This window comes from Mycolicibacterium sp. XJ2546, from assembly GCF_053483195.1.
In genome coordinates, this window is record NZ_JBEFRW010000003.1 from 158,313 (window position 1) to 176,583 (window position 18,271).

The following is an 18,271-nucleotide window of genomic DNA, read 5'->3' on the forward strand; positions in this document are numbered from 1 at the left end:
CGTGATGGCGTGGCCGATTCTGGTTGTCGCAGGCCTGCTCGAGATCGTCTGGGCCATCGCGCTCAAACAGGCGGAGGGATTTACCCGGTTGTGGCCCAGCTTGATTGGCGTCGGCGCCGCGCTGTTGAGCTTTTTCCTGCTGACCGTGGCGCTTCGGCAGCTGCCTGCGGGCACCGGCTACGCGGTGTGGGTGGGTATCGGTGCGGTGGGCGTGGCGGTGGCCGGCGTGTTGCTGCTCGGCGAGGCGCTGAGTGTGGCCCGCGTGGCGTTTCTCGGTGTGATAGTCATCGGCATCATCGGACTGCGCATCGTCGAAGGCAGTTAGGTTTGGTCCTCGTTACGGCGCGGGAACCCACCGCCCTGCGGGAACAGCGGGAAGACGACGTCGTCGAGCTTCTCCGCATCACCTGCGGTCTTGTTGACCGTTGCGCCCCAGACGTTGCCGTCCGGGGAGAGCGCCAACGCCCACGCGTGGCCGTGCTGGTCCTGGCGCACCACCTCAGGGTCGCCGGTGACCGCGCCGGTGTCCGGGGCCAGTCGCACCGCGACCGTCTGCTTGGTGTCGACCAGGTTCACCAGCACCGTGCCGTCGAGCGCCGCGCAACCCGCCACCCCCGGACGGTCCGGCCAGGTCCACACCGTCGAGGTCTTCGAGTCCTTGGTGATGCGCTGCAGCCGGTCAGCGGTCGCGGTGCGGTCGGTGATGTAGAGCGAGCCGTCCGAATGGTCGATGCACATGCCGCCTGCCGATCCGAGCCCTGAGAGCGCGGTCGTCGTCGGCGCCTGGTCGACGGTCGTGGGCTGCTCGATACGCAGCACCTTGCCGGCCAGCGAAGCCGGGTTGGCGGCATCGGCCGGGTTGCCCGCGTCACCGGTCTGGACCAACAGCGTCGTCGGGCTGGTGAAGATCAACGAACCTGTGTTGCCGACCGCGCCCTTGGGGATGCCGGTCAGGATCGGCTTGGGAACGTCGCCGTCGGCGATGCGGATCACCCGGTTGTCGGTGGGGGTGCTGATGTAGGCGTACATCAGCCGATCCTGCGAATACGTCGGCGACAACGCGATGTCCATCAACCCGCCGTCACCGGACCCGTCGACCGGCAGCGTGACCTTCACCTTCGGCTCGGCCCGCACCGACACCTCCTTGACGGCGCCGGTGACCCGCTCGGCGACCAGCGCCGACTGGCTGTCGGGAAGCATGATCAACCCGCTGGTGCTCTCCAGACAGCCCTGCATGACACCGGGTGCCGGGCACTCCTTCGGAAACGGTTTGGGCGGCAGCGGCGGCGGAGGCGTCGGCGTCGTCGTCGGCCCCGGCGCCAGTTGCGGCTCGGTGGTGAACGGCTGGGACTGCGCGTCGTCGAACCGGGCACATCCGGACCCGACCAGCAACGCCGCGCATACGACGGCGAACACGGTCCGCATCGGCCGGCGCAGTTTCATGCGAGCCAGGTTACGGATCGTTCGGCGATACGCGCCACGCAGACCGTCGCGGTGGCTGCGTCAACCGGGCGAATAAGCGGCGAAAGCGCCGTGCCAATCCTCGGTTCCGGGGTGACAAGCACTTACTCTGGCAACGTGACCAGTCAACCCCAAGACCCACGCGCCTGGCAGCGGCCCGACGACGCGGCCCACCGGTCCGTGTCGGCAAGCCTGGTCGACCCCGAGGACGATCTGCCGTCCGCCAACTACGCGGGGGATTTCGAAACCACGACGATCCCGCACTACGACTCGGGCGGCTCGGCGCCGGCGGCACCGGGGTTCGGGCTCCTCAACGATCCCGAACCGTTGCCGTACGTGCAGCCGGGGCAGGCGACGGGCACGTACAGCCCCGAACCAACCGCGATCCAACCCGATCCGTACGCCGGCGGAAGTGACCGCCGCGGCACCCAGGACCTGGGCCTGCTGCTGCTGCGGGTGGCGGTGGGCGTGCTGTTCGTCACGCACGGACTGCAGAAGGCATTCGGGTTGTGGGGCGGCCCCGGCTTGGACGGCTGGAAAGCCGACCTGGCCGCGATGGGCTTCCAGTACCCCGACATCCTGACCTATGTGGCGACCGGCGGTCAGATCGCCGCCGGTGTGCTGCTGATCCTCGGTCTGTTCACCCCGGTCGCGGCGGCCGGGGCGCTGGCCTACCTCGTGACCGGAGTGTTGGCCGAAGCGATGATCGCCCACGAGGAAGCCCGGCTCGCGTCGTTCCTCACCGACGGCCACGAATACCAGGTGTTTCTGGCGGTCGCCGTCGCGGCGATCATCCTCGTCGGACCCGGCCGGTATGGGCTCGACGCCACCCGCGGCTGGTCGCGGCGGCCCTTCATCGGGTCGTTCGTCGCGTTGGTGCTTGGCGTCGGCGCCGGCGTGGCGATCTGGGTGCTGCTCAACGGCGGCAACCCGCTCGGATAGCGCCTACGCGTACGGGTTGGGGACGCGACCTCCGCTGGCCTCGGTCAACAGCGGCAGCGTCGAGAACGTCACCGCGGGCAGCCGTACCCGTCGGCCGTCCTTGAGGTGGGCGTGGGCCGACGTGCCCTTATCGAACTGCAGGCCGGCGATGTCTTCCCAGTTCATGGTCTGGCTGTCGAGAAACGTGCGCGCGGTCACCGTGGTGGCGTCAGCCACCGTGCGACACCGGATGATGTATGCCGACAGCAACACCGGGATAACCATCAGCACCACTGTCCAGTCGGGACCGGCCAGCACGATCGCCAGCAGGCCCAACGTCACGAATCCGACCGCGATATGGGCCGTCGGCGAAATGCGGATGACGACGGGCTTCTGCTCGGCAGGGGAGCTCACCCGGCCATCTTCGCACTTGGTGCGCAAGCGCCGCCAACGCCACCGAGGTGCCGGTGATTTGACCTGTGACCAGTGCAGAGGCTACCGTCGACGGTTATGCAGGCCCCGGGATTGCTCGTAGTAATTGGGAAGCGCGTTGATGCCGCGCTAGCCCCAAGCCGGGCATAGCCACCAGCATCGACGCGCGACCCTCGTACAGCAGCCCAGCTGGCGGGGGTTTTTTCTTGCCCCATTACCGATTTGAGACCCTAGATACGGATCCGCACAGGATTTAGGAGAGACAGACCGTGAGCGCACCTACCACGCGGCCACTGGAGCAGAGCACGCCCAACGGCGGTGCCGCTGCTTCCGCCGGCTCAAGACCAGCAGCCCAGGCCGGCGCGGCCGAACGCATTGAGCCACAACAACTCACCGGAGCGCAGGCCGTGATCCGGGCGCTGGAGATGCTCGACGTCGACGTGGTGTTCGGTATTCCCGGCGGCGCGGTGTTGCCGGTCTACGACCCGCTTTTCGACTCGCAGAAGCTGCGTCACGTGCTGGTGCGTCACGAGCAGGGCGCAGGCCACGCCGCCAGTGGCTACGCGCACGCCACCGGAAAGGTCGGGGTGTGCATGGCGACCTCGGGTCCCGGTGCGACGAACCTGGTCACCCCGCTGGCCGACGCGCACATGGACTCCATTCCCGTGGTGGCGATCACGGGTCAGGTGGGGCGCGCACTGATCGGCACCGACGCGTTCCAGGAAGCCGACATCTCCGGCATCACGATGCCGATCACCAAACACAACTTCCTGGTCCGCAGCGGCGACGACATCACACGGGTGATCGCCGAGGCGTTCCACATCGCCGCGTCGGGCCGTCCCGGCCCGGTGCTGGTCGACATCCCCAAAGATGTGCTGCAGGGTCAGTGCACGTTCACCTGGCCGCCGCAGTTTGACCTACCCGGCTACAAGCCCAACACCAAGCCGCACAGCCGCCAGGTGCGCGAGGCCGCCAAGCTGATCACCGCCGCCCGCAAGCCGGTGCTCTACGTCGGCGGCGGCGTGATCCGCGGCGAGGCCAGCGAGGAGCTGCGTCAGCTCGCCGAGCTGACCGGCATCCCCGTCGTCACCACGCTGATGGCCCGCGGGGCGTTCCCCGACAGCCATCCGCAGAACATGGGCATGCCCGGCATGCACGGCTCGGTGTCGGCAGTGGCCGCTCTTCAGCGCAGCGACCTGCTGATCGCGCTGGGCACCCGCTTCGACGACAGGGTGACGGGCAAGCTGGATTCGTTTGCGCCGGAAGCCAAGGTCATTCACGCCGACATCGACCCGGCGGAGATCGGCAAGAACCGCTTCGCCGACGTGCCGATCGTCGGTGACGTCAAGCACGTGATCACGGATCTTATCGAGGCTTTGCGTCGCGACGGCGCCGCCGACAACATCGAGATCGACAACTGGATGGAGTACCTGCGCGGCGTACAGGACACGTACCCGCTGAGCTACGGCCCGCAAAGCGACGGCAGCCTGTCGCCCGAGTACGTGATCGAAACGCTGGGCAAGATGGCCGGCCCCGACGCGGTGTATGTGGCAGGCGTTGGGCAGCATCAGATGTGGGCCGCGCAGTTCGTCTCCTACGAGAAGCCGAAGACCTGGTTGAACTCCGGTGGTCTTGGCACCATGGGCTTCGCGGTCCCGGCCGCGATGGGCGCCAAGTTCGGCCGGCCAGAGACCGAGGTGTGGGCGATCGACGGCGACGGCTGCTTCCAGATGACCAACCAGGAGTTGGCCACTTGCGCCGTCGAGGGCGCGCCGATCAAGGTCGCGGTCATCAACAACGGCAACCTCGGGATGGTTCGGCAGTGGCAGACCCTGTTCTACGAAGAGCGGTACAGCCAAACGGATCTGTCCACCCACTCCCGGCGTATCCCGGATTTCGTCAAGCTTGCCGAGGCGCTCGGTTGTGTCGGATTGCGTTGTGAGCGAGCCGAAGACGTCGAAGACGTCATCAAGCAGGCCCGCGAGATCAACGACCGCCCGGTGGTGATCGACTTCATCGTCGGCGCCGACGCCCAGGTGTGGCCGATGGTGGCCGCGGGCACCAGCAACGACGAGATCCAGGCCGCTCGCGGCATCCGGCCACTGTTCGACGACCCGGAAGAAGGGCACGCCTGATGGCGCCCAAGACGCACACGCTGTCGGTACTCGTCGAAGACAAACCGGGTGTGCTGGCCAGGGTGGCGTCGCTGTTCTCCCGGCGTGGCTTCAACATTCAGTCGTTGGCGGTCGGTGCTACCGAACACAAGGACATGTCGCGGATGACCATTGTGGTCAGCGTCGAGGAAGCACCGCTCGAACAGATCACCAAACAGCTCAACAAGCTGGTGAATGTGATCAAGATCGTCGAGCAGGACGAGGATAACTCCGTTGCGCGCGAACTGGCGCTGATCAAGGTCCGCGCCGACGCGGCCACCCGCGGGCAGGTCATCGAGGCCGTTAACCTGTTCCGCGCCAAGGTCGTCGACGTGTCCACCGAATCCCTGACCGTCGAGGCCACCGGCACCCAGGACAAACTGGATGCGCTGTTGCGCGTGTTGGAGCCCTACGGGATCCGAGAGCTCGTGCAGTCCGGGATTGTGTCGCTGTCGCGTGGACCGCGCGGCATCGGCACCGTTAAGTAGCTGAAAACCGAAGACAGGAAAGAAGATTAACGTGGCAGTAGAGATGTTCTATGACGACGACGCCGATCTTTCGATCATCCAAGGACGCAAGGTCGGTGTCATCGGCTACGGCAGCCAGGGCCATGCCCACTCGCTGAGCCTGCGCGACTCGGGTGTACAGGTGAAGGTGGGCCTGAAAGAGGGTTCGAAATCGCGTGACAAGGTCGCCGAGCAGGGACTGGAGGCGGACACGCCTGCCGAGGTGGCCAAGTGGGCCGACGTCATCATGCTGCTGGCGCCCGACACCGCCCAGGCCGACATCTTCTCCAGCGACATCGAGCCGAACCTGCAGGACGGCGACGCGTTGTTCTTCGGTCACGGTCTCAACATCCACTTCGATCTGATCAAACCGCCTGCCAACGTCACCGTCGGCATGGTGGCTCCGAAGGGACCCGGCCACCTGGTGCGCCGCCAGTTCGTCGACGGCAAGGGTGTGCCCTGTCTCGTCGCCATCGAGCAGGACCCCAAGGGTGAGGGTCAGGCACTGGTGCTCTCGTACGCCAAGGGCATCGGCGGTACCCGCGCCGGCGTCATCAAGACCACCTTCAAGGACGAGACCGAGACCGACCTGTTCGGTGAGCAGGCCGTGTTGTGCGGTGGCACAGAGGAACTGGTCAAGACCGGCTTCGAGGTGATGGTGGAGGCCGGCTACGCCCCCGAGCTGGCGTACTTCGAGGTGCTGCACGAACTCAAGCTCATCGTTGACCTGATGTACGAGGGCGGTATCGCGCGGATGAACTACTCGGTGTCCGACACCGCCGAGTTCGGCGGCTACCTGTCCGGCCCGCGGGTGATCGACGCCGACACGAAGAACCGGATGAAGCAGGTCCTGACCGAGATCCAGGACGGCAGCTTCGTCAAGAAGTTGGTGGCCAACGTCGAGGGCGGCAACAAGGAGCTCGAGCGGCTGCGCAAGGAGAACGCCGAGCATCCGATCGAGGTCACCGGCAAGAAGCTGCGCGACTTGATGAGCTGGGTGGACCGCCCGCTGACCGACACGGCCTAACCCTCGGCGATTTCGGCGCGCTCATGCCCCCTGACGGGGCGTTTGCGCGCCGAAATCGCTGGGTTACGGTGCCAACGACGGCAACGTCTTGATGCCGAACTCGCGGCGCAGCGCGGTGCGCGCGGCATAGAAACCCGCCAGGCCGTGCACGCCGCTGCCCGGCGGTGTGGCCGATGAACACAGGTACGCCTTGGGAATCGGCGTGGCCCACGGGTTGATCCGTGGCGTCGGGCCGACCAGCGCGTGCAGCAGCGTGTTGCCGCCGACGCCGATGTCCCCGCCGACGAGGTTGGCGTTGTGATCGGCCAGCCGCGACGCCGGAATCGACCGGGCGGCGACGACGATGTCGCGGAAGCCGGGCGCGAAACGCTCGAAGATCCTCGTCACCGTCTCGGTCTGGTCGACGTCTGATCCCGACGGCACATGCGCGTAACTCCACAGCGGGCGGCGGCCCTGCGAATCGATGCGGGACGGATCGGCCAGGTGCGGCAGCGCCGCCAGCACCATCGGCCACTGCGCGTGCCGGCCGTCGGCGACTTCGTGTTCGGCGTGTGCGGCCTGTTCGCGCGTCCCGCCCATGTGCAGTGTCGGCGCGTCCGCCAGCCGCGGGTCTGTCCACGGAATGTCATCGGACAGAACGAAGTCCACCTTCGCCACCCCGGGGCCGTACCGGTAGTGCTCGAGCGCTTTCCGGTACGGGCCGGGCAGTTTGTCGCGGTAGATGTGCAACAGCGCAGTCGGGGCCGTGTCGTAGAACACGACGCCCTCGGGCGGCTCGGTGATCTCCTCGCCGGCCATGATCGAGCCGCCGTGCGCGCGCAGGTCCGCCAGCAACGCATCGGCTATCGCCTGGCTTCCGCCGACCGGGATCGGCCAGCCCACCGTGTGGGCGAGCGTCGCCAGCATCAACCCGCCGCCTGCCGAGACCAACGACGGCATCTGGGAAATGACGTGCGCGGCAACACCGGTGAACAGGGCGCGGGCGTCGACACCGCGCAGCGCCCGCCAAGCCGGGGTGCCCTGTTCGAGCACCCGCAGCCCCAGCTGCACCGCGCCGATCAGATCGGAGGGGATCGACCGCTTGTCGCCGAGCAGCAGGTCGATCACGGCGTCGTCGCGCTCGACCAGCGGACTGAGTAGGCGCCGCCACGAATCGCCGTGGCTGAGCTCAGCGCAGGTCCGGTCGAGATCGTGGTAGCCGATCGCCGCGGGCCTGCCCGGTAGCGGGTTGGCGTAGGAGATCTCGGGCACCTTCAGCGCCACACCCCGGGCCGGCAGGTCGAACTCGGCGAGGAACGGCGACGCCAGCGCAAGCGGATGCACCGCAGAGCAGATGTCGTGGGAGACGCCGGAGAACTCCGGGTCGGCCAGGGTGCGCGCGCCACCGCCGAGGGTGGGCTGAGCTTCGAATACCTGTACCGACAGTCCGGCTCTTGCACAGACGACAGCGGCGGCCAGTCCGTTGGGTCCGCTGCCTACGACGGTGATGTCCACGCTGCTTATTCTCCCGCCCGCCACCCCAGATTCTCCCGCCCGCCACCCCCATTAGTCTGGCCGGGTGAGTCTGCCCGTTGTATTGATCGCCGACAAGTTGGCTGAATCCACCGTCGCCGCCCTTGGTGACCAGGTAGAAGTTCGCTGGGTCGAGGGCCCGGACCGAGAGAAGCTGCTGGCCGCGGTGCCTGAGGCCGACGCGCTGCTGGTGCGCTCGGCGACCACCGTCGACGCCGAGGTGCTGGCCGCCGCGCCCAAGCTCAAGATCGTCGCCCGGGCCGGTGTGGGCCTGGACAACGTCGACGTCGACGCCGCCACCGCGCGCGGTGTCCTGGTCGTCAACGCGCCGACCTCCAACATCCACAGCGCCGCCGAGCACGCGCTGGCGTTGATGTTGGCCGCCGCGCGCCAGATCCCCGCCGCCGACGCGTCGCTGCGCGAGCACACCTGGAAGCGTTCGTCGTTCTCCGGCGTCGAGATCTACGGCAAGACCGTCGGCGTCGTCGGCCTCGGCCGAATCGGCCAGCTGGTCGCTCAGCGGCTCGCTGCGTTCGGCACCCATGTCATCGCCTACGACCCGTACGTGTCGCCGGCGCGCGCCGCCCAGCTCGGCATTGAACTCCTTGCGCTCGACGAGCTGCTCAGCCGGGCCGACTTCATCTCCGTGCACCTACCCAAAACACCGGAGACCGCGGGCCTGATCGGCACGGAGTCGCTGGCCAAGACCAAGCCGGGCGTCGTCATCGTCAATGCCGCGCGCGGCGGGTTGGTTGACGAGGACGCGCTGGCCGACGCGGTGCGCTCCGGGCATGTGCGCGCTGCGGGTATCGACGTGTTCGCCACCGAGCCGACGACCGAGAGCCCACTTTTCGAACTGCCCGATGTCGTGGTCACACCGCATCTGGGCGCTTCCACCGTCGAAGCCCAGGATCGCGCGGGTACCGACGTGGCCGCCAGCGTGAAGCTGGCGCTGGCCGGTGATTTCGTGCCCGACGCGGTCAACGTCGCAGGCGGCGCAGTCGGTGAGGAGGTCGCGCCGTGGCTGGACCTGGTGCGCAAGCTGGGCCTGCTCGTCGGCGTGCTGAGTGATGAGCTGCCGCTCTCGCTGTCGGTGCAGGTCCGCGGCGAACTGGCCTCCGACGAGGTTGAGGTGCTTAGACTTTCGGCGCTGCGGGGACTGTTCTCCGCGGTCATCGAAGATCCGGTGACGTTCGTCAACGCGCCCGCGCTCGCTGCCGAACGCGGGGTGGAGGCCGAGCTGAGCACCGCAACGGAAAGCCCCAACCACCGCAGCGTGGTCGACGTGCGCGCGGTTTACGCCGACGGCTCCACCGCCAATGTGGCCGGCACCCTGTCGGGTCCGCAGTTGGCGGAGAAGATCGTCCAGATCAACGGGCGCAACTTCGATCTGCGCGCCGAAGGTGTGTACCTGATCGTCAACTACATCGATCAGCCGGGCACGCTGGGCAAGATCGGCACCCTGCTCGGCGCCGCAGGCATCAACATCCACGCCGCCCAACTCAGCGAGGACGCCGAAGGCCCCGGTGCGACGATTCTGCTGCGCATCGACCGTGACGTGCCCCCCGACGTGCGGACCGCGATCGCCGACGCGGTGGACGCGATGCTGCTGAAAGTGGTGGACCTGTCGTGAAATTGGCGATCGTCGCCGGTGACGGCATCGGCCCCGAGGTGATCGGCGAGGCCGTCAAGGTGCTCGACGCGGTGCTGCCGGGCGTGAACAAGACGCACTACGATCTGGGTGCGCGGCGCTACCACGCCAGCGGCGAGGTGCTGCCCGATTCGGTCCTCGACGAACTGCGCGGCCACGACGCGATCCTGCTGGGCGCCATCGGCGACCCGTCGGTGCCCAGCGGGTTGCTCGAACGCGGCCTGTTGCTGCGGATCCGGTTCGAATTGGACCACCACATCAACCTGCGGCCGGGCCGGTTGTATCCGGGGGTGGCCAGCCCGCTGGCCGGTAACCCCGAGATCGACTTCGTCGTCGTACGCGAAGGCACCGAGGGCCCCTACACCGGCACCGGCGGGGCGATCCGGGTGGGCACACCCAACGAGATCGCCACCGAGGTCAGCGTCAACACCGCATTCGGTGTGCGCCGGGTGGTCAAGGACGCGTTCGGCCGGGCGCAACAGCGGCGCAAGCATCTGACGTTGGTGCACAAGAACAATGTGCTGACCTACGCCGGCACGTTGTGGTGGCGCACGGTGCAGGAAGTGGCCGCCGACTACCCGGATGTCGAGGTGGCCTACCAGCACGTCGACGCCGCGACCATCCATATGGTCACCGATCCCGGCCGGTTCGACGTGATCGTCACCGACAACCTGTTCGGCGACATCGTCACGGACCTGGCCGCCGCGGTGTGCGGGGGTATCGGCTTGGCGGCAAGCGGCAATATCGATGCGACGCGGACAAACCCGTCGATGTTCGAGCCCGTGCACGGAAGCGCACCCGACATCGCCGGGCAGGGCATCGCCGATCCGACGGCGGCGGTCATGTCGGTTGCGCTGCTGCTGGCCCATGTCGGCGAGCATGACGCGGCCGCCCGGGTGGACAAGGCCGTCGAACACCATTTGGTCACCCGCGGCAACGCCAAGATGTCCACGACGCAGATCGGCGACCGGATCGCGGCGGCGCTGTAGTTTCTTCGCGAGATCTACACCAGGGTTGTCCTCGCGGTCGACATCACAGCCCTGGTGTTCGTTTCGCGAAGTTGGTGTGGTCCGCCGGCACGAGGGGCACCGCAACGAACGGCAACAGCGCGCACACTGCGAACGCCACCGGATAGCCGACTGCGCCGATCAGCGCACCGAACAACGGAGCCGCGACCGCGCTGGCCAGGTGCTGGCTGGTGTTCTGGGTGCCCAGCGCCCGACCGCTCCAGAAGGGGCCGGCGATCTCGGTGATCGCGGTGAACGCCAACCCGTTGTCGGACACGGTGATCACCGACGCGATGACCATCAACGCCACGCTCGTCGGCGAATCGAGCCAGTCCGTCAGCGCAAGCAAGGCCATCGACGCCGCGGCGGCCAACGCGATGGTGCGGATGGGGCGCAGCCGAGACCCCAGCAGATCTGACCAGCGACCGGCGGCGATGCGGCCGCCGGCGCCCAGCACCTGCGCCAGCGTGACCATCGCGCCCGACGATTCGGCCGACCAGTTGTGCTCGGTCATCAACCACGCCAAGGTGAACGTCCACAGCACCGCCTGCGGTATTACGAGCAGCACGGAGACCGCGTGGATGCGCCAGAGCAGACCCGATTCGCGGTACGGGTTGGCCAGCACCTCGTCGGCGGCCTCTGCGCGCGGAGGGCGGGGCGGGTCGATCACGGCCACCGCACACACCACCGCGGAGACCCCGCACACCACCGCAGGAAACAACAGCGCCGCAGATACCCCGTGCGTCTCGGCGATACGCGGAATCACCAAGGCGCCCAATGCGACCCCCAACGGAACCGCGGCCTGGCGGATGCCCATCACCAGGCCACGCTGCTCGGGAGGAAACCAACCGACCACCAACCGGCCGCTGGCCGAATTGCTGCTCGCCGCAGCCATACCGCCCAGAAACAGGAACCCGCCGACCGCCCACAGCGATTCCACCGACGCCGCGCCCACCGCCGCGGCGGCGATCAAGGCCGAACCCACTGCAAGTACGAAGCGTTCACCGATCCGGTCGACCACATAGCCCCACGCGATCAGCGTGACGACAAGGCCGAAGCCGGCCATCGACGACAGCAGACCCGCCGATGCGAGGTTCAGTCCCCGTTCGGCCTGTAGCGTCGGAATCAGAAACGCCACACCGTTGATGAACACGTTGGCGCTGGTGGTCGCCGCCAGCCCGATCGCCAACATCGACCAACGCAGCGCGGTGCTGGTCGATCCGTCGGTCACCGGGCCATCGTCGCACGATGGTCTCACATCGCTGAATTCACGTTTCAAAATATGAGACACCAGGCGCGGGGAGCGGCCGCATGCGCGACGAGCGCGGCCATTAGGCTAACCGTCATGCGCCTTGGCCGAATCGCGAGTCCCGACGGGGTGGCCTTCGTCAGCATCGACGGCCCCACCGATGATCCGACACAAGCGGTCGCCCGCGAGATCGCCGAACACCCGTTCGGGACGCCTAACTTCACCGGCAGGCAGTGGCCGCTCGCCGACGTGCGCCTGCTCGCCCCGATCCTCGCCAGCAAGGTGGTGTGCGTGGGGAAGAACTACGCCGCCCACATCGAGGAGATGGCCGCGCACGCGAGGAGCAACGAGGGCCACAGCGGAAGGTTCGACGATCCGGTCATCTTCATGAAACCCAACACCGCGATCATCGGGCCCAACGTGCCGATCCAGCTGCCGCCCGACGCCGACCCGGTGCACTTCGAAGGTGAGTTGGCTGTGGTCATCGGCCGCCCGTGCAAGGACGTGCCCGCAGCCCGCGCGGCAGACAGCATCCTCGGCTACACGATCGGCAACGACGTCTCCGCGCGCGACCAGCAGAAGAAGGACGGCCAGTGGACCCGCGCCAAGGGGCACGACACCTTCTGCCCGGTCGGACCGTGGATCGTCACCGATCTCGATGCCTCCGACGTCGAAATCCGTACCGAGGTCAACGGCCAGCTCAAACAGAACAGCAGAACGTCGTTGATGATTCATGACATCGGGGAGATCGTGGAATGGGTCTCGCGCGTGATGACGCTGCTGCCCGGTGACCTGTTGTTGACCGGTACCCCCGAGGGTGTCGGCCCCATCGAGGACGGCGATACCGTCAGCATCACTGTCGGCGGTATCGGAACACTGACTAACCCCGTTGTCCGCAAAGGAAAGTCATGACCGTACGAGTACGGTTCTGCCCATCACCGACCGGCACCCCACATGTCGGGCTGATCCGCACGGCGCTATTCAACTGGGCCTACGCGCGGCATATGGGCGGCACCTTCGTGTTCCGGGTGGAGGACACCGATGCCCAACGCGACAGCGAGGAGAGCTATCTGGCGTTGCTGGATGCGTTGAACTGGCTCGGGCTGAACTACGACGAGGGCCCGGAGATCGGCGGACCCTGCGGTCCTTACCGACAGTCCGAGCGTGGCGACATCTACCGCGACGTGCTGAGTCGACTGCGCGAAGCGGGGGAGGTCTATGAGGCCTTCTCCACCGCCGAAGAAGTCGAGGCGCGGCATGTGGCCGCGGGCCGAAACCCCAAACTGGGCTACGACAACTTCGACCGCGACCTCACCGACGCGCAGCGCGCGGCGTTTCGGGACGAGGGTCGTAGGCCGGTGCTGCGGTTGCGCATGCCCGACGAGGACATCACCTGGTGCGACATGGTTCGCGGTGAGACAACCTTCTCAGCCGGCAGCATGCCCGACTTCGCATTGACCCGTGCCAGCGGAGATCCGCTGTACACCTTGGTCAATCCCGTCGACGACGCGTTGATGAAGATCACCCATGTGCTGCGCGGAGAGGACCTGCTGCCGTCCACACCACGCCAGATCGCGCTGTACCGCGCACTGATCCGAATCGGCGTGGCCGAGCGTGTTCCCGAGTTCGCGCACCTGCCAAGCGTTCTGGGCGAGGGTAACAAAAAGCTTTCCAAGCGCGACCCGCAGTCCAACCTGTTCGTCCACCGCGAGCGCGGGTTCATCCCCGAGGGGCTGCTGAACTACCTGGCGTTGTTGGGCTGGGGAATCGCCGACGACCGTGACCTTTTCACACTCGACGAGATGGTGGCTGCCTTCGACGTGGTCGACGTGAACGCCAACCCCGCCCGTTTCGACCAGAAGAAGGCCGACGCGCTCAACGCCGAACACATCCGGATGCTTAGCGCCGAAGAGTTCGCCGCGCGCTTGGCTGCCTACTTCGCCGAGCACGGCTACACCACAGGGCTCGACGAGAAGCGCTTCGCCGAGGCCGCCGATCTGGTGCAGACCCGCATCGTGGTCCTCGGCGACGCGTGGAACCTGCTGAAATTCCTCAACGAGGACGAGTACCGGCTCGACGAGAAGGCCGCGGCCAAAGAGTTGAAGCCCGATGCGGTCCCGGTGCTCGACGCGGCGCTGGGCGCGCTCGAATCAATCGGCGAATGGAACACCGCGGCGATCGAAGCGGCGCTGAAGGCCGCGCTGTTGGAGAGTTTGGAGCTCAAACCACGCAAGGCGTTCGGTCCGGTGCGGGTGGCGGCCACCGGCGCGGCGGTCAGCCCGCCGCTGTTCGAATCGCTGGAACTGCTGGGCCGCGACCGCACCTTGCAACGGCTGCGCGGCGGGCGTGATCACGCCGCGGCGGCGTGAAAGGTGCCGGTAAATCTTTGGTAGTCTGCACGTCGGCCCGACACAACATGCGGCAACGGTTCACCCGCCGCGTGAATGGTCGGAATAATAGTCTGTGACCAGCGGTTATAGGCAGCCAGTGGGGTATGGTGTAATTGGCAACACAGCTGATTCTGGTTCAGCCATTCTAGGTTCGAGTCCTGGTACCCCAGCCAATCCACCGGGATTGGGCCGACATACCTCGCTGAGCTATGCTGGCCATCCGGACAGCAGTTCTGGCCCCCGTCGTCTAGCGGCCTAGGACGCCGCCCTCTCACGGCGGTAGCGTGGGTTCGAATCCCATCGGGGGTACAAACATCTCGTCGTCGGCGCTGTGCCGGCAGGTTCGGTGAGCGATTTCACAGCCGTCGGGTGAGCGCATCAGCCGCGGCCAGCAGGTCAGCGGCCCACCGCGGACCCGGCCGTCGGCCCATCCGATCGATCGGTCCCGAGACCGACACCGCCGCGACCACCGTGCCGCGACCATCGCGCACCGGAGCCGAGACACTGGCCACCCCTGGTTCGCGTTCCGCGACGCTCTGCGCCCAGCCCCGCTTGCGAACCTCGGCCAGCGCCCGATCGGTGAACTTGGCGGCCGGGAGCACGCTCTGCTGTGTCGCGAGGTCCGCGTAGGCCAGCAGCACCTTGGCCCCCGAGCCGGCCGTCATCGGCAGCCGGGTACCGACCGGCACCGTATCGCGAAGCCCGGCAGGGGGTTCCAGAGCCGCCACACAGATTCGCGCGGTGCCTTCGCGGCGGTAGAGCTGGACGCTCTCGCCGGTGATCTCGCGCAGCCGCGGTAGCACCACCGCACCCGCAGCCAACAGCGGATCGTTGACCTGCCCGGCCAACTCGGTCAGTCCAGGACCCAACCGCCACCGTCCGTCGCCGTTGCGCGCGAGTAATCGATGGGTCTCCAGACCGGCGGCAAGCCGGTGTGCGGTGGCGCGGGGCAGCCCGGTGCGCTCGCACAGTTCGGCAAGGCCACAGGGCGACTCGGCGACCGCATGCAGGACGCCCACCGCTTTGTCGAGCACGCCGATGCCGCTATCCTGTCTCATAAGAAGATACTAGCGTCCCAGATTGTGAGATAGTCAAATGTCTAACGCGAATAAGCCACGCGCTTTGGCGCAAAAAGTGTGGGACGGCCATGTGGTCGCCAAGGGCACGGGCGAGGGTGCGGCACGCGAACCCGACCTGATCTACATCGACCTTCATCTGGTGCACGAAGTCACCAGCCCGCAGGCGTTTGACGGGCTGCGGCTCAACGGGCGCACCGTGCGACGGCCCGATCTGACGATCGCGACCGAGGACCACAACGTGCCCACGATCGACATCGACAAGCCGATCGCCGATCCGGTGTCACGCATTCAGGTCGAGACCCTTCGGCGCAACTGTGAAGAGTTCGGTATCCGGTTGCATCCGATGGGCGACTCCGAACAGGGCATCGTGCACATCATCGGACCGCAACTCGGGTTGACCCAACCCGGCATGACGGTCGTCTGTGGTGACAGCCACACTTCGACCCACGGCGCATTCGGTGCGTTGGCGATGGGCATCGGCACCTCGGAAGTCGAGCATGTCCTTGCGACGCAGACGCTGCCGTTGCGCCCGTTCAAGACCATGGCGATCAACGTCGACGGTGAATTGCCGCCAGGGGTCAGCGCCAAGGACATCATCCTCGCGGTGATCGCGAAGATCGGAACCGGCGGCGGTCAGGGGCACGTCATCGAATACCGGGGCAGCACCATCGAATCGCTGTCGATGGAAGGCCGGATGACGATCTGCAACATGAGCATCGAGGCCGGCGCGCGGGCAGGCATGGTGGCGCCCGACGAGACGACGTTTGAATTCTTACGCGGTCGCCCGCACGCGCCGCAGGGCGCGCAGTGGGAGGAGGCGGTCGAGGCGTGGCGCCAACTGCGCACTGACGACGGCGCCGAATTCGACACCGAGGTGTACATCGACGCCGCGACTCTGAGTCCGTTCGTCACGTGGGGGACCAACCCCGGGCAGGGTGTGCCGCTGGCGGGATCGGTGCCCGATCCCGAACTGATGCTCGACGACGGTGCGCGTCAGGCAGCCGAAAAGGCGTTGGCTTACATGGACCTTCGGCCCGGGATGGCCATGCGGGAGATCGCCGTCGACACGGTCTTTGTCGGCTCGTGCACCAACGGACGGATCGAGGACCTGCGCGTGGTGGCCGACGTGCTGAGGGATCGCACCGTCGCCGATGGTGTCCGGATGCTCATCGTGCCGGGTTCGATGCGGGTGCGTATGCAAGCCGAATCCGAAGGCCTCGGCGACATCTTCACCGCCGCGGGCGCCGAGTGGCGCCAGGCCGGGTGCTCGATGTGTCTGGGGATGAACCCCGACCAGCTGTCACCGGGTCAGCGCTGCGCATCGACGTCCAACCGCAACTTTGAAGGTAGGCAAGGCAAAGGCGGCCGTACCCACCTGGTGTCGCCGGCCGTCGCCGCCGCCACCGCGGTGCGGGGCACGTTGTCTTCGCCCGCCGACCTGCCCGCAGCTACGACTCGATAAGGGGAGCCGTCATGGAAGCATTTCGCACTCACACCGGAATCGGGGTGCCGCTGCGCCGGTCCAACGTGGACACCGACCAGATCATCCCGGCGGTCTATCTGAAGCGGGTCACCCGAACGGGTTTCGAAGACGGGTTGTTCGCCGCCTGGCGCAACGATCCGTCTTTCGTGCTGAACCTGCCGCCGTTCGACAGGGGTTCGGTCTTGGTCGCCGGACCCGACTTCGGCACCGGTTCCTCACGCGAGCATGCGGTCTGGGCACTGATGGACTACGGCTTCCGTGTCGTGATCTCGTCCCGCTTCGCCGACATATTTCGGGGCAATGCGGGCAAGGCCGGCCTCTTGGCGGCCGAAATTTCTCAGGATGACGTCGAAGTCTTGTGGAAGCTGATCGAACAGCAGCCCGGACTGGAAATCACTGCGAATCTTCAAGATCGGAATATCGTCGCCGGAACGGTTATGGTGCCGTTCACGATTGACGATTACACCGCCTGGCGACTGCTCGAAGGACTCGACGATATAGGCCTTACGCTGCGAAAATGCGATGACATCGAATCGTATGAAGCACGCCGGCCGCACTGGAAACCGCACACTCTGCCGGCGTGACAGTTGGCCCCGGCGAGCCGAAATCGCCATTGTCGAAGCCGCTCCCTTAGCCCCCCGGCAGGAGGCTAAGGGGGGCAAGAAAGTTCGCCAGTTTCACTTGAAATTGCGCGTGGCTCTTGGAAATCAATAGGTAATGGGTTTACCGTGTCCACTAGTCGGTCCAAGGAGGGCCACTAGTTTCGGAGGTTTGCATGAATAAAGCGGAGCTCATCGACGTACTCACGGAGAAGCTGGGCACCGATCGTCGGCAGGCAACCGCTGCGGTGGAGAATGTCGTTGACACCATCGTGCGCGCGGTCCACAAGGGTGACAGCGTCACCATTACCGGCTTCGGCGTTTTCGAACAGCGTCGTCGTGCCGCCCGTGTCGCGCGTAACCCGCGCACAGGCGAGACCGTAAAGGTCAAGCCCACGTCGGTGCCGGCGTTCCGGCCCGGCGCGCAATTCAAGGCGGTTGTCTCTGGGGCGCAGCGCCTCCCGGCCGAAGGCCCGGCCGTGAAGCGCGGTGTGACAGGCGGTACGGCCCGCAAGGCCGCCAAGAAGACGGCGAAGAAGGCTGCCAAGAAGTCGCCGGCGAAGAAGGCCGCTACCAAGCGGACTGCTGCAAAGAAGACCGCGAAGAAGGCACCGGCCAAGAAGGCCGCGAAGAAGTCGCCGGCGAAGAAGGCCGCTACCAAGCGGACTGCTGCAAAGAAGACCGCGAAGAAGGCACCGGCCAAAAAGGCCGCTACCAAGCGGACTGCTGCCAAGAAGACCGCGAAGAAGGCACCGGCCAAGAAGGCCGCAGCCAAGCGCGGCCGCAAGTAAGTTCCTACGC

At 66.6% G+C, this 18,271-nt stretch carries 17 protein-coding genes and 2 tRNA genes; 14 read left to right on the forward strand and 5 right to left on the reverse strand.

Going from position 1 to position 18,271, the window contains the following annotated elements:
- The first annotated feature begins 4 nt into the window (after nt 1-4).
- A complete protein-coding gene (locus tag ABQE44_RS07125; protein ID WP_448429229.1) occupies nt 5-325 on the forward strand; it encodes a DMT family transporter in 321 nt (106 codons plus the stop codon).
- Here the strand turns inward: ABQE44_RS07125 and ABQE44_RS07130 are convergent.
- Entirely contained in the window at nt 322-1,443 is a 1,122-nt protein-coding gene (locus ABQE44_RS07130; RefSeq protein WP_448428925.1) for a PQQ-dependent sugar dehydrogenase, read from the reverse strand. The two genes, ABQE44_RS07125 and ABQE44_RS07130, sit on opposite strands and share 4 nt — an antisense overlap.
- Before the next feature lie 135 nt (nt 1,444-1,578).
- Here ABQE44_RS07130 and ABQE44_RS07135 point away from each other — a divergent pair, with 135 nt between their 5' ends.
- Nucleotides 1,579-2,403: a DoxX family protein gene (locus tag ABQE44_RS07135; RefSeq protein WP_448428927.1), complete on the forward strand. Its 825-nt coding sequence runs from the start codon at nt 1,579-1,581 to the stop codon at nt 2,401-2,403.
- 3 nt (nt 2,404-2,406) lie between these two features.
- On the opposite strand, the gene ABQE44_RS07140 is transcribed toward ABQE44_RS07135, so the two are convergent.
- Nucleotides 2,407-2,796, reverse strand: coding sequence for a PH domain-containing protein (locus ABQE44_RS07140; RefSeq protein ID WP_448428929.1), 390 nt, complete (start codon nt 2,794-2,796; stop codon nt 2,407-2,409).
- Nucleotides 2,797-3,083: 287 nt separating this feature from the next.
- On the opposite strand from ABQE44_RS07140, the gene ABQE44_RS07145 reads away from it, so the two are divergent.
- The 3 genes from ABQE44_RS07145 to ilvC are packed head-to-tail and all read left to right on the forward strand — an operon-like array spanning nt 3,084 to nt 6,500.
- Nucleotides 3,084-4,949 (forward strand): acetolactate synthase large subunit, encoded by a 1,866-nt coding sequence (locus ABQE44_RS07145; RefSeq protein ID WP_448428931.1) that lies wholly within the window; start codon nt 3,084-3,086, stop codon nt 4,947-4,949.
- Complete coding sequence (gene ilvN, locus ABQE44_RS07150; protein ID WP_448428933.1) at nt 4,949-5,455, forward strand: acetolactate synthase small subunit; 507 nt, start codon at nt 4,949-4,951, stop codon at nt 5,453-5,455. The genes ABQE44_RS07145 and ilvN overlap by 1 nt, the downstream gene beginning before the upstream one ends.
- Nucleotides 5,456-5,498: 43 nt before the next feature.
- Nucleotides 5,499-6,500 carry a ketol-acid reductoisomerase gene (ilvC, locus tag ABQE44_RS07155; protein WP_448429231.1) on the forward strand — a complete coding sequence of 334 codons (1,002 nt, stop codon included), beginning with the start codon at nt 5,499-5,501 and terminating at the stop codon, nt 6,498-6,500.
- 63 nt (nt 6,501-6,563) lie between these two features.
- Here ilvC and ABQE44_RS07160 read toward each other — a convergent pair whose 3' ends face one another.
- Nucleotides 6,564-7,994 carry a phytoene desaturase family protein gene (locus tag ABQE44_RS07160; protein WP_448428935.1) on the reverse strand — a complete coding sequence of 477 codons (1,431 nt, stop codon included), beginning with the start codon at nt 7,992-7,994 and terminating at the stop codon, nt 6,564-6,566.
- 64 nt (nt 7,995-8,058) lie between these two features.
- Here ABQE44_RS07160 and serA point away from each other — a divergent pair, with 64 nt between their 5' ends.
- Together serA and ABQE44_RS07170 are read left to right on the forward strand one after the other, a co-directional pair.
- Nucleotides 8,059-9,645, forward strand: a complete 1,587-nt coding sequence (serA, locus tag ABQE44_RS07165; protein ID WP_448390751.1) for a phosphoglycerate dehydrogenase — start codon at nt 8,059-8,061, stop codon at nt 9,643-9,645.
- Nucleotides 9,642-10,652, forward strand: a complete 1,011-nt coding sequence (locus tag ABQE44_RS07170) for a 3-isopropylmalate dehydrogenase (protein ID WP_448390752.1) — start codon at nt 9,642-9,644, stop codon at nt 10,650-10,652. The genes serA and ABQE44_RS07170 overlap by 4 nt, the downstream gene beginning before the upstream one ends.
- A gap of 43 nt (nt 10,653-10,695) precedes the next feature.
- Here ABQE44_RS07170 and ABQE44_RS07175 read toward each other — a convergent pair whose 3' ends face one another.
- On the reverse strand, nt 10,696-11,862 hold the full coding sequence (locus ABQE44_RS07175) for an MFS transporter (protein WP_448429233.1): 1,167 nt from the start codon (nt 11,860-11,862) through the stop codon (nt 10,696-10,698).
- Between the two features lie 153 nt (nt 11,863-12,015).
- On the opposite strand from ABQE44_RS07175, the gene ABQE44_RS07180 reads away from it, so the two are divergent.
- From ABQE44_RS07180 to ABQE44_RS07195, 4 genes are all read left to right on the forward strand, one after another.
- Entirely contained in the window at nt 12,016-12,831 is an 816-nt protein-coding gene (locus ABQE44_RS07180; RefSeq protein ID WP_448390754.1) for a fumarylacetoacetate hydrolase family protein, read from the forward strand.
- Entirely contained in the window at nt 12,828-14,288 is a 1,461-nt protein-coding gene (gene gltX / locus ABQE44_RS07185) for a glutamate--tRNA ligase (protein ID WP_448390755.1), read from the forward strand. Before ABQE44_RS07180 ends, gltX begins: the two co-directional genes overlap by 4 nt.
- Nucleotides 14,289-14,407: 119 nt before the next feature.
- Nucleotides 14,408-14,482 (forward strand) — tRNA-Gln (locus ABQE44_RS07190).
- Nucleotides 14,483-14,545: 63 nt separating this feature from the next.
- A tRNA-Glu gene (locus ABQE44_RS07195) sits at nt 14,546-14,618 on the forward strand.
- Between the two features lie 47 nt (nt 14,619-14,665).
- Here ABQE44_RS07195 and ABQE44_RS07200 read toward each other — a convergent pair.
- On the reverse strand, nt 14,666-15,367 hold the full coding sequence (locus ABQE44_RS07200; RefSeq protein ID WP_448390756.1) for an IclR family transcriptional regulator: 702 nt from the start codon (nt 15,365-15,367) through the stop codon (nt 14,666-14,668).
- 37 nt (nt 15,368-15,404) lie between these two features.
- On the opposite strand from ABQE44_RS07200, the gene leuC reads away from it, so the two are divergent.
- From leuC to ABQE44_RS07215, 3 genes are all read left to right on the forward strand, one after another.
- Nucleotides 15,405-16,850, forward strand: coding sequence for a 3-isopropylmalate dehydratase large subunit (gene leuC, locus ABQE44_RS07205; RefSeq protein WP_448390757.1), 1,446 nt, complete (start codon nt 15,405-15,407; stop codon nt 16,848-16,850).
- A gap of 11 nt (nt 16,851-16,861) precedes the next feature.
- Nucleotides 16,862-17,455 carry a 3-isopropylmalate dehydratase small subunit gene (leuD, locus tag ABQE44_RS07210; protein WP_448390758.1) on the forward strand — a complete coding sequence of 198 codons (594 nt, stop codon included), beginning with the start codon at nt 16,862-16,864 and terminating at the stop codon, nt 17,453-17,455.
- Between the two features lie 191 nt (nt 17,456-17,646).
- Nucleotides 17,647-18,261 (forward strand): HU family DNA-binding protein, encoded by a 615-nt coding sequence (locus ABQE44_RS07215; protein WP_448390759.1) that lies wholly within the window; start codon nt 17,647-17,649, stop codon nt 18,259-18,261.
- Nucleotides 18,262-18,271 lie beyond the last annotated feature (10 nt).

Excerpts from the sequence above, each read along its gene's own strand:
- ABQE44_RS07130 (WP_448428925.1), bottom strand. The coding sequence starts at position 1,443 with ATGAAACTGCGCCGGCCGATGCGGACCGTGTTCGCCGTCGTATGCGCG.
- ilvC (WP_448429231.1), top strand. The coding sequence starts at position 5,499 with ATGTTCTATGACGACGACGCCGATCTTTCGATCATCCAAGGACGCAAG.
- ABQE44_RS07180 (WP_448390754.1), top strand. The coding sequence starts at position 12,016 with ATGCGCCTTGGCCGAATCGCGAGTCCCGACGGGGTGGCCTTCGTCAGC.
- ABQE44_RS07200 (WP_448390756.1), bottom strand. The coding sequence starts at position 15,367 with ATGAGACAGGATAGCGGCATCGGCGTGCTCGACAAAGCGGTGGGCGTC.
- leuD (WP_448390758.1), top strand. The coding sequence starts at position 16,862 with ATGGAAGCATTTCGCACTCACACCGGAATCGGGGTGCCGCTGCGCCGG.
- ilvN (WP_448428933.1), top strand. The coding sequence starts at position 4,949 with ATGGCGCCCAAGACGCACACGCTGTCGGTACTCGTCGAAGACAAACCG.
- gltX (WP_448390755.1), top strand. The coding sequence starts at position 12,828 with ATGACCGTACGAGTACGGTTCTGCCCATCACCGACCGGCACCCCACAT.
- ABQE44_RS07125 (WP_448429229.1), top strand. The coding sequence starts at position 5 with ATGGCGTGGCCGATTCTGGTTGTCGCAGGCCTGCTCGAGATCGTCTGG.
- ABQE44_RS07175 (WP_448429233.1), bottom strand. The coding sequence starts at position 11,862 with ATGTTGGCGATCGGGCTGGCGGCGACCACCAGCGCCAACGTGTTCATC.
- leuC (WP_448390757.1), top strand. The coding sequence starts at position 15,405 with ATGTCTAACGCGAATAAGCCACGCGCTTTGGCGCAAAAAGTGTGGGAC.
- ABQE44_RS07215 (WP_448390759.1), top strand. The coding sequence starts at position 17,647 with ATGAATAAAGCGGAGCTCATCGACGTACTCACGGAGAAGCTGGGCACC.